Annotated in this window: 9 protein-coding genes; 7 read left to right on the top strand and 2 right to left on the bottom strand. The window is 59.6% G+C overall.

Annotation, left to right across the window (positions count from 1 at the left end; genetic code table 11):
- The 4 genes from ID864_RS03775 to ID864_RS03760 are packed head-to-tail and all read left to right on the top strand — an operon-like array spanning window position 1 to window position 3,757.
- Entirely contained in the window at window positions 1-828 is an 828-nt protein-coding gene (locus ID864_RS03775) for an ABC transporter permease (RefSeq protein ID WP_191149421.1), read from the top strand.
- Window positions 815-1,645, top strand: coding sequence for an ABC transporter permease (locus ID864_RS03770; protein ID WP_224750369.1), 831 nt, complete (start codon window positions 815-817; stop codon window positions 1,643-1,645). The genes ID864_RS03775 and ID864_RS03770 overlap by 14 nt, the downstream gene beginning before the upstream one ends.
- 29 nt (window positions 1,646-1,674) lie before the next feature.
- Window positions 1,675-3,099 (top strand): M24 family metallopeptidase, encoded by a 1,425-nt coding sequence (locus ID864_RS03765; RefSeq protein ID WP_191149420.1) that lies wholly within the window; start codon window positions 1,675-1,677, stop codon window positions 3,097-3,099.
- 1 nt (window position 3,100) lies between these two features.
- Window positions 3,101-3,757 (top strand): flavin reductase family protein, encoded by a 657-nt coding sequence (locus tag ID864_RS03760; protein WP_224750368.1) that lies wholly within the window; start codon window positions 3,101-3,103, stop codon window positions 3,755-3,757.
- Here ID864_RS03760 and ID864_RS03755 read toward each other — a convergent pair.
- On the bottom strand, window positions 3,754-4,731 hold the full coding sequence (locus ID864_RS03755) for an apurinic/apyrimidinic endonuclease family protein (RefSeq protein WP_191149419.1): 978 nt from the start codon (window positions 4,729-4,731) through the stop codon (window positions 3,754-3,756). The genes ID864_RS03760 and ID864_RS03755 overlap by 4 nt on opposite strands.
- A 265-nt stretch (window positions 4,732-4,996) precedes the next feature.
- On the opposite strand from ID864_RS03755, the gene ID864_RS03750 reads away from it, so the two are divergent.
- The 3 genes from ID864_RS03750 to ID864_RS03745 all read left to right on the top strand — a co-directional run bounded on the left by ID864_RS03750 (window position 4,997) and on the right by ID864_RS03745 (window position 14,164).
- The gene (locus ID864_RS03750) at window positions 4,997-5,260 is read left to right on the top strand and encodes a hypothetical protein (RefSeq protein WP_191149418.1); all 264 of its coding nucleotides are present in this window, start codon (window positions 4,997-4,999) and stop codon (window positions 5,258-5,260) included.
- 21 nt (window positions 5,261-5,281) lie between these two features.
- Window positions 5,282-5,446 carry a YnfU family zinc-binding protein gene (locus ID864_RS23685; RefSeq protein WP_222941354.1) on the top strand — a complete coding sequence of 55 codons (165 nt, stop codon included), beginning with the start codon at window positions 5,282-5,284 and terminating at the stop codon, window positions 5,444-5,446.
- A 123-nt stretch (window positions 5,447-5,569) separates the two neighbouring features.
- Window positions 5,570-14,164 (top strand): GH36-type glycosyl hydrolase domain-containing protein, encoded by an 8,595-nt coding sequence (locus tag ID864_RS03745; RefSeq protein ID WP_191149417.1) that lies wholly within the window; start codon window positions 5,570-5,572, stop codon window positions 14,162-14,164.
- On the opposite strand, the gene ID864_RS03740 is transcribed toward ID864_RS03745, so the two are convergent.
- The gene (locus ID864_RS03740) at window positions 14,131-14,556 is read right to left on the bottom strand and encodes a GFA family protein (RefSeq protein WP_099753815.1); all 426 of its coding nucleotides are present in this window, start codon (window positions 14,554-14,556) and stop codon (window positions 14,131-14,133) included. The two genes, ID864_RS03745 and ID864_RS03740, sit on opposite strands and share 34 nt — an antisense overlap.
- Window positions 14,557-14,603 lie beyond the last annotated feature (47 nt).

The following is a 14,603-nucleotide window of genomic DNA, read 5'->3' as shown; positions in this document are numbered from 1 at the left end:
ATGAAACAGAGCGGTTTTCCGTACGTTATCCCCATGTTGTTACTTTCCGTGGTGTTCTTCGCGACGCCGCTCGCTGTTTTGATCGTTTTCAGTTTCACCCGGGATGGCGGAGTGACGTTACAGCACTACGCCCACTTCTTCGGCGACGCTTTTAACTTCCGGGTACTGGTTAATACCGCCCGACTGGGGATTGAAACCGTGATAGGCACCACCCTGCTGGGGGTGCCTATCGCCCTGCTTTACTGGCACGGCGGGCGCACGCTGCGCCAGATTTTAATTTTTCTGACCCTTATTCCAATGCTCACCAGCAACGTGGTGCGCACTTTTGCCTGGATCGTCATCCTCGGGCGTCAGGGGCCGATCAGCGAGGCGCTGATGTTCCTTGGGGTGACCAACATGCCGACCAGCCTGATGTTTACTGAAACCGGTCTGCTGCTGGCAATGTGCCAGATTGATCTGCCGCTGATTATTCTGCCGCTGATCGCCATCCTGTCTCGCACGCCGTATCAGCTGACCGAGGCGGCGCAGGTGTCCGGTGCCGGGCCGTGGCGCGTGCTGGTGACGGTGCTGCTGCCGCTGATGCTGCCTGGCTTGCTGGCGGGCTGGATCCTGGTCTTCGCCAGTACCAGCAGCTCATTTGTTACCCAGGCGGTGATTGGCGGCGCGCGCAATGTCTATGTTCCGCAGCTGATTTATCGCGAAGTCGGCACCCTGTTCGACTGGCCAATGGCCTCTGCTATCGCCGTGGTCCTGCTGGTCTCCACAGGCTGCCTGCTGGTTGCCCTTACCATGATCTCACGCCACCGGAGGCTGAATGGCCATGTTTGAACGTCGCGAAAACCCGCTTCCGGCCCTGCTGTACAAGCTGTTTGTTTATGGCTTCGGTACGCTGTGTGTGATCTATTTGGTGGCGCCGATCGTCATTGCGGTGATGATGTCGTTTACCTCCGGGCAGACGCTGAAATATCCCCCGCAGGGCTTTTCGCTGCGCTGGTATGAGGCGCTGCTTGACCCGGTGCGCTCGACCACCGAGCAAATTGCCGCCTGGAACTCGTTCAAAATCGCCGCGCTGGCGGTACTCGGCGCCATACTGTTTGCGGTGCCTGCCACCATCGGTATGACGCGTATGAAGCGACGCAGCGTCAGTACCATCGAGCCACTGCTGCTCGCCCCGCTGGTGCTGCCGAGCCTGGTTTATGGCCTGGCGGCGCTGATTGTCGCCAACTTTATCGGCTTCCAGCCTTCGCTGTGGCTGAACGTGGTTGGCCACGTAGTGGTATTTGGCCCGCTGATGTACCGCGCCGCATCGGTGGTGGCGCAGGGCATTAATCCGTCGCTGGCAGAAGCCTCAACCACGATGGGGGCCAGCTGGTTTATGACCCTGCGCCGCGTCACGCTGCCGCTGCTGATGCCCGGCATTATGGCGGGGGCGTTCCTGGTGTTTATCCAGTCACTGGATAACGTCACCGTTTCTCTGTTCCTCGCTGATGCCAGCACCACGGTTCTGCCGCTACGCATGTTCGCGATGATCGAGGAGTCCCTTGACGTACGCGTCGCGGCTATCTCCGGCATTTTGATTGCGATAACCCTGCTCGGCATGCTGGTCGCCCGGCGTGTTCTGGCCCCGCGCCCGCAGGCATCTTAACTTTATCAAAAGAAACACAAGGAATGACTATGAAGACTCATGCGACTCAGGCGCCAGGCTATCGTATCGGCGCCCTGCTGGCGGACTTTAAACCGGATTTCGACTTCTCGGCTCCGCTGCCGCTGCCGCTTGAAGAGTTTGAAGAGCGGCTGCGCAAAATCCGCCGCCAGGCGGTGGAAGCCGGGCATGATGCGATTATCGTTCATGTCGGCAGCGTGGGCTGGTTCCACGCCTCGAATCACTATCTGCGCTATATCTGTGACTGGATGCGCGAAGGCGTGCTGATTATCCCGACCGATGCTGACAAAGCGCTGGTGCTGCTCTCCTTCTTCACTCAGTCGGTGCTGCTGCCTCCGGGCGGCGAGCCGCTGCTGGTTGACGAGATTTGGCAGATTGGTCCGATCGGACGTGAATACGCCGACCGCCCGGGTGACTCGGTGATGAAAACTGCCGAGAAGTGCGCGCAGCTGCTGAGCGATCTTGGTCTGGCAAAAGCGCAGATCGGAAAAATCGGCGACCGCACTTCATTGACCTTCTGGGCTGCCGTGGAGTCGATGCTGCCGGGCAGCAAATTTATTGCCGATAACGCCATCCTTGATCGCCTGCAGAAGGTGCGCTCCCCGCGCGAAATTGAGATGTTCCGCGCCGCCGCGCAGCTGATCGGCATCGGCACACAGGCCGCCTGGCACGTGGCCAAACCGGGCGTTACCGATTACGAAATCTTTGCGGCTTTCACCGCGGCGCAGATGGCGTTTGGCGGCGAAACCGGCGACGGCTACCAGATTGGCATTAACCAGTTTGGCACTCACTGCGGCAAACCTTACGGCCATGTGGTGCGCCCGGGCGACCTGATCAACCTGTATATCTCCAACGTCACCTGGCGGGGTTATACTGCGCAGACCGCACGCATGATCGCCGTCGGCGAGATCACCGGGCGCCAGCAGTTGGTGCTGGATGCCTGTACTGCAGGGGTGAAAAATGCCGAGAAGCTGATTAAGCCCGGCGCGCTGATGCGCGATATCAATAACGCCGCTTTTGCGCCAATGATTGAAGCCGGGTTGCTGGCCTCCCCGGAGGCGCGCACCATGCCGTACAACTGGTCGCCAATGCCGGACGGGTCCGCCAGGCGCATCCCGCAGCAGTATGTGCCGGATGCGGATTATGAAGCTCAGGGCCGCAGACTGATGCATGTTTACCCGGCAACGCACGGGCCGCATAACCCGAACCTCGGTCACTCCGTGGGGATGGCGGGGGGGCAGAACAGCTTTAATATCTCCTCGCACAACTACGATCGTCTGGAAGAAGGGATGGTATTTGTGATGCATACCCAGTGGCTGGAGCCGCTGTCAGCAGGCTGTAATATTGGCGATATGTATGTGGTGACCAAAGAGGGCTTTGAAAACCTGAGCCGCCACACCCCGCTGGAAACTCACCGCATTGCCGCCGGAGCCTGAGATGAAAACGATGCCAGGGCATAGCTATTTTGACTTTGCCGAGCTGGGGGAGCGCGACCGCTACAAGCTATTGATCGGCACTGTGATCCCGCGCCCTATCGCGCTGGTCACGACGCTGAGCAAGGAAGGCCAGCCCAGCGCCGGCCCATTCAGCTTTTTTAACGTGCTGACCCACGATCCGGCGATTGTGGCGATTGGTGTGGAAAACTACGCGGATATGCGCTTTAAGGATACCGCGCGTAATATCCGCGAAACCGGGGAGTTTACCGTGCATATCGTTGACGATGCGCTGGTTGAGCAGATGGAGGTCTGCGCGATTAAATTCGGCCCGGAAGTGGATGAAATGAGCCTCGCCGGGCTAGAAACCACTGCGGGCAAGATGGTGCGCAGCCCGCGTATTCTCTCGGCCCCTGCCGCCCTGGAGTGCCGCCGCCACACTACGTTACAGGTTGGCCCGGCGCGCGAAATCATCCTTGGCGAAGTGCTTGGTGTCTACGTGCGTAGTGACGCGGTCAACCTGGAGAACCTGCACATCGACCAGCAGTTGATGGACGCAGTGGGTCGAATGGGCGGGCATACTTACACCCGCACCCGCGATCAGTTTGATATTAAAACTCTCACGCCTGCCGAGTGGGAAGCGCGCGAACGTCACGATTAAACGCTATTTACCCGTAGGGGTCGGGCATGCCCGACCCGCAACAGCTTTGCGCTGGCGATATTTTTCATTTTCACTTCGCACATAATATCGAAATCGCTAAACGACAATGCCCAGTCGTTCAGGGTGTCGTTAAAGTAGTAGTCTGAATGCGCCCGCAGCTTCATTTTTGACAGCCCCAGCGACTCCTGATCGGGGAACCCCTGCTCGGGAATCAATCCCTCCTGAGAAATCGAGTAGTGCAGCACCGGCCGTACCCCGCGCCAGGACTCTTTGACCAGTGCGATGCGCGCATCGTCGGGCTGTATAAACTGATTCTCCTTCACCCAGTGATGGTGGATATCTAACACGATCGGGCAGAGATCTCTGGCCTGCAAAACATCATCCAGCGAGCAGGAAACCTCATCATTTTCCACCGTCAGCATCAGCCTGGCTTCCGGGCTGAGCCGCTCAAAGGCGGCTTTGAACCCGGCAAAACCGGCGCGCCCGTTCATATGGATATTGATCTTGAAATCCTGAAACTCACGGCCATAACCCAGCAATCTGGCGCACAGCGCATGATACTCAATGTCCACCAGCGCCCTGTCCACCACCTCCGGCGTTTCCGAAGCCAGAACCGTATACTGGCCCGGATGAAACGACAGCCTGATATCCGCTTCTTTTGCCAGCGCACCGGCATGCGCGAACAGAGGCAATAAGTCAGGCAGCAGGCTTTGGTACGGCTCCTGCGCTTCGGGAACGGTAAACAGCGGCAGCAGATCGCTGCCGATACGCATCATTCTTAACTGGTGCGGCAGCTGCGCCAGCTCGCTAAATATGTGCGCCAGCTGCGACAGGTTATGGCTGGCACACGACAGCAGCAGCTCACGGCGCTTGTCCTGATCCAGGCTAAGAAAACGCTTGCGCGTGGGTGATTTAAAAGGGTACGGCTGCTGTAAGTCAGCATTAAGGTATTTGCAGGCAAAGCCTAATTTCATTATTCCTCCCGGTTCGTTTCCTGTAAGTGTATCAACCGATTGGAATTTTGCACGGCAGCCAGGTTATGGCCTCGCAGTTGTGCTGAATCCGCAGCTTTAGCATGGTTAAAACGAGGTAATGACAGAATCTACCTCGTCTGCAGAGGTTATTAGTAAACTGGTGACCCCACGCAGGACAGTGTCAATGGTTAGGTATATAGTCGCTATGCACAATAAATAACCTTTCCTGTTCCTTTCTTAATATCTACACAATTAACGGTGGCTTATGGAAAAGAAACATTTTTTCTCGCAGTTAGCACAATGGCCATTGATTAATTTCGACCACGCTAAGATTGTCGTCGATGGGAAAAAAGCGATGGTGGATTCATGGGCCAACCTTTATGTCTACGATCGCAATGAGAGCGAGGCAAGACTGTTTATTCGCCATGTGGCGGCAGGAACCGATCTGGAGTCGCTAACTGACATTTATAACGGCTGGACTAAAGAGTATAGAAAGTCATTAAAGAGCATTCTGAACATCAGAAAATAAACGCGTCGGAGGAACAATTCCATGTCTTTTTTAGATGATGCGTTGAAACGCATAAATAAAGCCACGACCACCACAGCGATTTGTCCCATTTGCGGGCATAAGTCGTCCCATGCGGCGAGTAAAATCAGGCAGAATCAGACCTTACTCTGCCCCTCCTGTAAATCGCTTTTTGTCGTACCCCATTAATTCTTAACTACTCCTCTCGCTGCGGCAGCTGCTGAAACTATAACGTCGTCCCATTTCAAAAAACGTTTCTCTACCTCTTTCACCACTGCTCCCCTGCGTCTGTTTCGCCTGAAGAGCAAAATTATGAAAATAAATTTTAAATCGTGGCTGACAAACGTGTTTGCGAACATAGCCAGCAGATCAAATAAACCCTTGCAGGCAGACGTCTCCCCTGCCAATGACCCTCCCCTGAAGGCGGAAATTTTTTCTGCGCTGCAAATGGAGCTTTACGGGCAAAAGCTCGCCCGCTCACACCGATTGTCGCCAAAAACTCAGCCGTACTATTTGCTCAAACGACTGGGCAATAACGAGGCGGTGATTACCCACAACTGCTTTTTACTCAATGACGCAGAGAAGGCCAGCATGGCCCCGGCGGGCGAATGGCTGCTGGATAACTACTATCTGATTGAGGAGCAGATCCGCATGGTGCGCCACCATTTACCCAAGAATTTTGGTAAAGGGTTGCCCGTGCTCTCAGCTCCGCACTCCTGCCCCAGGATCTATGATATCGCCGCCGAAGCGATTGCTCACGGTGACGGGCGCTGGGATGTCGGCAGCTTAACCGGCTATATTATGGCCTATCAGCGGGTTACGCCGCTGACGCTGGGCGAGCTGTGGGCGCTACCCGGCATGCTGCGCCTGGCGCTGATTGAGAACCTGCGCCGCATCAGCAGCGAGGTTGCTCAGGCACAAAAAGAGCGCAACCTGGCAGACTCGTGGGTGAATAAACTGATTGCCTGCGCCGAGGCCACCCCCGCTGACCTGGTGCTGGTGATCGCCGATATGGCCCGCTCGCGCCCGCCGTTGAGCAGTGCTTTCGTCGCCGAGCTGGTGCGCAGGCTGCAGGGGCGCGGCAGTTTACTGGCGCTGCCGCTGACCTGGGCCGAGCAGAGCCTGGCCGAAAGTGGCATGACGACCGATGTCATGATCAACCGCTTCAACCAGCAGCTGGCCACCAGCCAGCTTTCGGTCAGCAACAGCATTGCCGGTTTGCGCCTGCTGAGCGAAACCGACTGGGCAGATTTTTGCGAGTCTGCCAGCCTGGTGGAGCAGCTGCTCAGGCAGGATCCCGCCGCGATTTATCCCCAGATGCATTTTGATACCCGCGACCATTACCGGCATGTGATTGAGCGGCTGGCGCGCAACAGTCGTTTCAGCGAGCTGGACGTCACGCGTCAGGTGCTGGCGCTGTCGCAGGCGGCCAGCGGCGCTTCGCCACCGCAGCATATTGGTCACTATCTGATAGGCGAAGAACGCCAGGTGCTGGAAAAAGTGCTGACGGCCAACACCAGCGGAGTCACCCAGCTGCGCCATCGGTTCAATCAGGTGCCGCTGCTCTCCTGGCTCGGTAGCCTCAGCCTGCTGACCATGGCCGTTAGCGCCGCGGTGCTGCAGCGCACTGCCCAGCACGGAATGAGCTGGACGCTATGGCTGCTGGCTCTGCCGCTGGCGCTGGTAATCAGCCAGCTGGTGCTGCAACTGCTGGGCGAAATGACCACGCGTTTTCGCACCCCGATGCCACTGCCGCGCATGGACTACGCCAGCGGCATCCCGCCTGCCGCCAGTACGCTGATAGCCATTCCCTGCCTGCTGGGCAGCCGTAAATCGATTGACGCGCTGCTCAGCAGCCTTGAGGTCTGCTATCTCGGTAATCCCAGCGCCAACCTCTATTTTGCGCTGCTCAGCGATTTTCACGATTCCCCGTCTGAAAGCACGCCGGAGAATGACGCTCTGCTGCAGTGGGCTAGCGCACAGCTACAAAATCTTAACCGCCGCTACGCGCGTGAAACGCCCCTTTTCTACCTGCTGCACCGCTCCCCCACGTGGAACCCTCAGCAGGGCGTCTGGATGGGCTATGAACGCAAACGCGGCAAGCTGGCGATGCTTAACAGCTGGCTGCGGCAGCCCGGCACGCAGTTCTCCTCTATTACCGGCAATGAAAAAGCGCTACCCGCGCCGATCAAATATGTCATCACGCTGGACAGCGATACGGTGCTGCCGCGCGACACCGCACACAAGCTGGTCGCGACCATGGCCCACCCGCTCAACCACCCGGTTTACGATGCGCAGCAACGCCGGGTGGTGAAAGGCTATGGCATTTTACAGCCGGGGCTGGCGGAAGAGATGCCGCGCCACGGTCAGGGGCGCTACGCGGCGATCTGCAGCAGCGTACCGGGCAACGATCCCTACTCGATGATGTCCTCGGATATTTATCAGGATCTGTTTGGCGAAGGGACGTTTGTCGGTAAAGGGATCTATGATGTGGATGTTTTCGCGCAGGCAACCTGCAACATTGGCCCGGAAAATCTGGTGCTGAGCCATGACCTGCTTGAGGGGTGCTACGCCCGCTCCGGCTTGCTGAGCGAGGTGCTGCTGTATGAGCAGTACCCGGTCAACTACCTGACGGATGTCGCCAGGCGCACGCGCTGGATCCGCGGCGACTGGCAGCTCCTCAACTGGCTGAAGCTGCGCGTGACCCGGGCCGATGGCTCGCGCGAGCCTAACCCTCTCACCACCCTGTCACGCTGGAAGTTATTCGATAATCTACGCCGCAGCCTGGCAGCTCCGGCATTTCTTACGCTGCTGTTTTGCGCTTTCCTGCTGGTACCTAACCCCCTGTACTGGCTTGCGGTGCTGGCTATCGTGCTGCTGTTGCCCACTGTGCTGGCCGTGGTGCTGGACCTGGTGATGAGCAACCGCCCTCTGTTGAGCCGCGTGTCGGCTGTCCTGAAGGGGACCTGGCTACGGCTGCTGCGCATCGGGCTGAACTTCATCACGCTGCCGCATGAGGCAGGCTACTCCCTGCATGCCATTGCGCTCACCCTCTGGCGGCTGGCGATTACCCGGCGCAACCTCAATCAGTGGGTCAGCGCCGACCATTCGGCTGTCGGCAACCCGGCTTCCCCACTGGCGTTTTACCGCAGCATGTGGCTGAACGTGGTGGCTGGCCTGCTATTGATTCTGTTAAGCGCGTTGCAGGCGCCCGCCCTGCTGAGCCTCGCCCTGCCCGCCGGATTACTCTGGTGCCTGGCCCCGCTGCTGCTCTGCTGGCTAAGCCGACCTGCGGAACTTTCTGCCCCCGCGCTGAGCAGCGACCATCAAATGCTGCTGCGCCAGAGCAGCCGCGAAATTTGGGCCTTTTTCGAAACATTTACCTGCGCAGACGACAACTGGCTGCCGCCGGACAATTATCAGGAGCAGCCCCACGCCATGATTGCCCACCGCACCTCGCCGACCAATATCGGCCTGTCGCTGATGGCTAATCTGACCGCGATGGATTTCGGCTATATCCCCGGCACCGAAGTGCTGCGGCGCGTCACCCTGACGCTGGACACCCTGGATAAAATGGAGCACTACCGCGGTCACCTGTTCAACTGGTACGACACCCTGACGCTGCTGCCGCTTAACCCGCGCTATGTCTCCAGCGTCGACAGCGGCAATATGGCCGGTCACCTGCTGACGCTCAGCGCGGGCTTAGGTCAGCTGCGCCATCAGCCGATCATCGATATCGGCCAGATGCTGGCGGGGCTTAAAGATACCCTGGCTATTCTGGAAACCTGCTGGGGGGCTCATGCCCCCACCACGCTGCGGCTGCTGCAAAAGCATCTTGTTGACGCCGCGCAGCTCTCCCCGGCGCTGTTACAGGATGAGCTGAAGAAGATGCGCAAACTGAGCGCTCGCCTTGAGGGAATGAGCCAGCAGGAGAACAATGGGGTCAGCCGCTGGACGCGGCTGCTGCACGCGCAGCTGACGCGCTTCTGCCAGGTCTGGTCATCGCTGCTCGGCTGGCTGCCGCCCGACTGGCGTGCGGCCGGGCTGCCTTCGCTGGCGTGGCTTTCCCAGGCTGATACATTGCAGCCCGATTCTCCCCCCCTTTCGGCGATTGTCCAGGCCCGCATGCAGCTCGCCATCATCAGCGAGCTGGAACTGCGGCTGAACGCGCACGCCAGAATGGACTTTGTCTTCCTGTACAGTGACGTTAACCATCAGCTGAGCGTGGGCTATCACTGCGATAACAGCACGCTGGACCACAGCCATTACGACCTGTTCCCCTCTGAGATCCGCCTGACTACCTTCCTGACGATTGCCACTAACCAGCTGCCGTTGAAAAGCTGGTATGCGCTGGGCCGCCTGTTCACCACTATCGATAACAATACCGCGCTGATGTCCTGGAGCGGGTCGATGTTTGAATATCTGATGCCCAATCTGGTGATGCCAATCTACCCCGGCAGCCTGCTGGCCGCCATGAGCCTGTCGGCGGTGAACGGACAGATAGACTGGGGCAAAAAGCGCGGGGTGCCCTGGGGGATCTCTGAGTCGGGATATTATGCCTTTGACGTGGCGCAAAACTATCAGTATCACGCCTTTGGCGTGCCCGGTTTGGGGCTGAAGCGCGGGCTGGCGGAGGATATGGTCATCGCCCCGTATGCCACGTTCCTGGCGCTGATGGTGTCACCGCAAAAAGCCTGTGAGAATCTGGCGCTGCTGGCTAAAAGCGGCGCGCGCGGCGAATACGGTTTCTATGAGGCGCTGGATTTCACCCCTTCGCGCCAGGCCAGCGGCCAGCGCTTTGCCGTGGTGCGTTCATGGATGGCGCATCACCAGGGGATGGCTTTTCAGGCGATCTCCCACCTGCTGCACAACGCGCCCATGACCGATCGCTTTATGTCGGTTGCCGCATTCCAGTCCGGCCGCCTGCTGCTGCAGGAACGGGTGCCGGATGCCGTTGAGCTGTACAGCCCGCGCCGTCATTTTGAGGCCCAGGCAGGGGCATTACTGCCGGTTCACTATCTGCCGCGAGAATTCAATGATGTTAACAGCCCGCTGCCGGAGGTCCAGCTGCTGTCGAATGCTCACTATCACCTGATGCTGACGCAGGCCGGCGGTGGCTACAGCCGCTGGCGCGATCTGGCGCTGACCCGCTGGCACAGCGACGGCACCTGCGATAACTCGGGGCCGTGCTGCTATATTCGCGATGTGGAGAGCGGTGAGCTGTGGAACACCACCTGGCAGCCGCTGGGCGCGCCAGCCGATCGCTACCGGGCATCGTTTACCGACGCGGGTGTGGTATTCACCCGTACTCAGGGCACGCTGGAGATCAAAACCCAGATCGTGGTTTCGCCGGAAGACGATATCGAACTGCGCCGCGTCACGCTGCTCAATCGCGGCCGCAAGGCGCGCAGCGTGGAGCTGACCACCTATGCAGAAGTGGTGCTGGCCCCGGCCGCCAGCGATCGGGCACATCCGGCCTTCAGTAACCTTTTTGTGCAGACGGAACTGCTCACGGAGGATGAAGCCATTCTCTGCCAGCGCCGGCCGAGATCCCCGGATGAAGTCACCCCCTGTCTGTTTCATATGATGGTGGTGCATGGCAGAACGCAGCAAACCGCCTCCTTCGAAACTGACCGCGCCATCTTCCTTGGCCGCGGCAACGATACCGCCAATGCGGCAATGTCCCGTTATAGCGGGCCGCTCAGCAACTCGGCGGGCGCGGTGCTCGACCCGATCATGGCGGTGCGCCAGCCTGTTACCCTGCTACCGGGCCAGTCGGTAACGGTAGACATTGTTTATGGGGTGACGGAAAGCCGCGCCCTCAGTATTCAACTGCTGGAAAAGTACCGCGACCAGCCGATTGCCGATCGGGTCTTTGAACTGGCCTGGTCGCACAGCCAGATTGCGCTGCGGCAGATCAACGCCAACGAAGATGACGCCAAACTGTTTAACCGCCTCGCCAGTGCCGTGCTGTTCCCCAGCCCCGAGCTACGCGCCGGGGCGGAGATCCTCAGCCGCAACCGTCGTGGGCAAAGCGGTCTGTGGGGCTGGGCTATTTCGGGCGATCTGCCGATTGTGATCCTGAGCGTCACCCGCGCGGAAAACACGCCGCTGATCACTACCTTTGTGCAGGCGCATCAATATCTGCGCATGAAAGGTCTGTTGATGGATTTGGTGATCCTCAATGACGGCCCCGGCGGCTATCAGCAGCTGTTGCAAAACCAGATAATGAGCCTGGTTGCCGCGGGCGCCGAAGCCAGCCTGATCGATAAGTCAGGGGGCATTTTTGTGCGCGACGGCCAGCATCTCTCCCCTGAGGACCGCCTGCTGCTGCTCAGCGTGGCGCGGGTCGTCATCGACGATCGCGCCGGTGGGCTGAAAGAACAGCTTAAATTGCGCATGCAGCCCGTGACGGCGGCCGCACAGCCGCTGGTTATCCAGACGGATTTGCCTGCTAATCAGCACCTGCAGTGGCAACCTGAAACGGATGACTTGCTGTTCTTCAACGGGCGCGGAGGCTTCTCCCCTGATGGCCGTGAATACCAGATATTGCTTGATGAGCAGGACCCGACCCCTGCGCCATGGTCCAACGTGATCGCCAATGACAGTTTCGGCTCGGTAATTTCAGAGGCCGGGCAGGCCTACAGCTGGTTCGAGAACGCACACGAATATCGCCTGACGCCGTGGGAAAATGACCCGGTCAGCGACCGTTCAGGTGAAGCCTTCTATCTGCGTGATGAAGAGAGCGGCCACTTCTGGTCACCCACGGCGCTACCCGCCAGGGGCCAGGGGCTGTACCTGAGCCGCCATGGTTTCGGCTACAGCGTATTTCACCACCGCGAAACCGGGCTGGACAGCGAGCTGACCGTACTGGTCGCCGTTGATGCGCCAGTCAAGCTGGCGATCCTCACGGTGAGCAATAACTCAGGGCGGATCCGCAAAATTTCCGCCACCGGCTACGTAGAATGGACGCTGGGCGAGACGCGCAGCAAATCGGCGATGCATATCATGACGCAGCCCGCTGGCGTTGCCGCCGGGTGCGGCGTGCTGGCCACCAACTTCTACGGCAGTAACGGCTCAGAGCGCACGTCCTTCTTTGCCGTCAGCGGCGTCCACTGCTCCCTGACCGGCGACCGGCGTGCCTTTCTTGGCCGTAATGGCACGCAGCGTGCCCCGGCGGCGCTGACCCAGCACATGCTGTCGGGCACCACCGGCGTGGGGTTAGATCCCTGCGCGGCCGTGCAGTCAGCGACCACGCTGATTGATGGCGACCAGCGCACCTTTATTTTTGTTCTCGGCACCGGGCAAACCCCGGCAGAGGCCGAAGGGCTGATTGCGCGCTTTATCAGTGAAGGCGCGGCGCGGCACGAGCTGGAAATCGTCCATCAGCACTGGCACCGCCTGCTCGACAAAATTACCGTGACCACCCCCGACCCGTCGGTGGATCTGCTGGTCAACGGCTGGCTGCTGTACCAAACCCTCTCCAGCCGCATCATGGCGCGCAGCGGCTACTACCAGTCGGGCGGCGCTTACGGCTTCCGCGACCAGCTGCAGGACACGCTGGCGCTGGCGCATGCGGCGCCGGAGCGGCTGCGCCAGCAGATCGTGCTGTGCGCCTCACGCCAGTATCTGGCGGGCGATGTGCAGCACTGGTGGCACCCGCCGCTGGGCAACGGGGTGCGTACCCGCTGCTCCGATGATTATCTCTGGCTGCCGCTGGCCATGTGCCACTACGTGAGCGTGACGGGCGACAGCGCGCTGCTGCAACAGCCCGTCAGCTATATCGAATCGCGCCCGCTGCGGCCGGAAGAGGAGTCAGTTTACCAGCAGCCGACCATCACCCCGCTGGAGGAGACGCTGTGGCAGCACGGCGTGAAGGCAATTCGCCACGGGCTGCGCTTCGGTCCGCACGGCCTGCCGCTGATGGGCGCGGGCGACTGGAATGACGGCATGAATCTGGTCGGTATTGAGGGCAAAGGCGAAAGCGTCTGGCTCGGCTTCTTCCTGTTCACGGTGCTACAGCGCTTCGCCGCGCTGGCGGATCGGATACAGCAGCCCGACGTGGCGCTGCTGTGCCGCGAGCAGGCCGACCTGCTGCAAAAAAATCTCCACGCGTCGGGCTGGGATGGCAAGTGGTATCGCCGCGGCTATTTTGATAACGGTGCGCCGCTCGGCTCCCAGCTCTCTCCCGCCTGCCAGATTGATGCTATAGCCCAGAGCTGGGCGGTGCTGTCGGGTGCAGGCAGCGCGGATCGCTGTGCTCAGGCGATGCGCTCCCTGGACGAGCTGCTGGTCGATGGCGATAACGGCTTAATCAAACTGCTCACTCCGCCGTTCGACGGTCTCGGCCCTAACCCCGGCTATATTCAGGGCTACGTCCCGGGGGTGCGGGAAAATGGTGGGCAGTATACGCACGGCGCTATCTGGGCGGTGATGGCCTTTGCGCAGATGGGCAACAGCGAGCGCGCCTGGCAGCTGTGGTCGATGATTAACCCGGTAAATCACAGCCTGAATGCTGACGCAGTCGCGCGCTATAAGGTCGAGCCTTACGTGATGGCCGCCGACGTCTACAGCGTGGCGCCGCACAACGGGCGCGGCGGCTGGAGCTGGTACACCGGTTCGGCGGGCTGGGCGTACCGCCTGCTGACCGAATCGCTGCTGGGGATAACCCGTGAGGGCGATAAGTTGAGCATCAGGCCGCTGCTGCCCGCCGCCTGGCCTGAAGTGATGATCGCCTATCAGCACGGCAGCAGCCACTACCGCATCACCGTGCGGCGCTGCGACGGAGAGTCTTCACTGTGCCTGGACGGCACGCCGCAGCCGTACGGCGATATTGAGCTGATTGATGACGGGCGCGAACACCGCGTGGATATTCACTCAGGCGCGCACTCATCGGCAGAAGGCTGATAGCTCAGCGTTCCCGCCACGCCGCCTTTGCCGCCATCTTTCGGATGATGGATACCATCCGTAACGTTCAGCGGCGAGAAATCAAACGGCGAGATGCCGTCGATGCAGGCCACGTTGACGGCACGCTGCTGCGGATTAGAGCGGGGCTGATGAAAGGTGTAAATCCCGCAGACGGAGCAGAAATAGTGTGCCACTGATTTGCTGTTGAAGCGGTACTCGGTCAGCTTATCCTCGCCCTGGGTGATGTTAATTTCACTGGCAAACGCCACCACCGCGCCGCGCATGCGGCAAAAAGAACAGTTGCAGCGGCGCACGGTGTTGAAGCCGTCCAGCAGCGTGACGTTAAAGGTGACCGCCCCACAGTGGCACTGGGCAGACTTAATCTCTGGCATAGCTCTCTCCTGATAAAATTGCCGCATGATTTGCTGAGTTCATGATC

The organism is Erwinia aphidicola (genome assembly GCF_014773485.1).
Taxonomy (GTDB): domain Bacteria; phylum Pseudomonadota; class Gammaproteobacteria; order Enterobacterales; family Enterobacteriaceae; genus Erwinia; species Erwinia aphidicola.
Note: the sequence above shows the minus strand (reverse complement) of the source record. Positions and strands in the feature narration are given on the sequence as shown.

Bases quoted from the DNA above. Each gene is read 5' to 3' on its own strand.
- ID864_RS03770 (WP_224750369.1), top strand. From the start codon at position 815: ATGGCCATGTTTGAACGTCGCGAAAACCCGCTTCCGGCCCTGCTGTAC.
- ID864_RS23685 (WP_222941354.1), top strand. From the start codon at position 5,282: ATGTCTTTTTTAGATGATGCGTTGAAACGCATAAATAAAGCCACGACC.
- ID864_RS03740 (WP_099753815.1), bottom strand. From the start codon at position 14,556: ATGCCAGAGATTAAGTCTGCCCAGTGCCACTGTGGGGCGGTCACCTTT.
- ID864_RS03775 (WP_191149421.1), top strand. From the start codon at position 1: ATGAAACAGAGCGGTTTTCCGTACGTTATCCCCATGTTGTTACTTTCC.
- ID864_RS03760 (WP_224750368.1), top strand. From the start codon at position 3,101: ATGAAAACGATGCCAGGGCATAGCTATTTTGACTTTGCCGAGCTGGGG.
- ID864_RS03745 (WP_191149417.1), top strand. From the start codon at position 5,570: ATGAAAATAAATTTTAAATCGTGGCTGACAAACGTGTTTGCGAACATA.
- ID864_RS03750 (WP_191149418.1), top strand. From the start codon at position 4,997: ATGGAAAAGAAACATTTTTTCTCGCAGTTAGCACAATGGCCATTGATT.
- ID864_RS03755 (WP_191149419.1), bottom strand. From the start codon at position 4,731: ATGAAATTAGGCTTTGCCTGCAAATACCTTAATGCTGACTTACAGCAG.
- ID864_RS03765 (WP_191149420.1), top strand. From the start codon at position 1,675: ATGAAGACTCATGCGACTCAGGCGCCAGGCTATCGTATCGGCGCCCTG.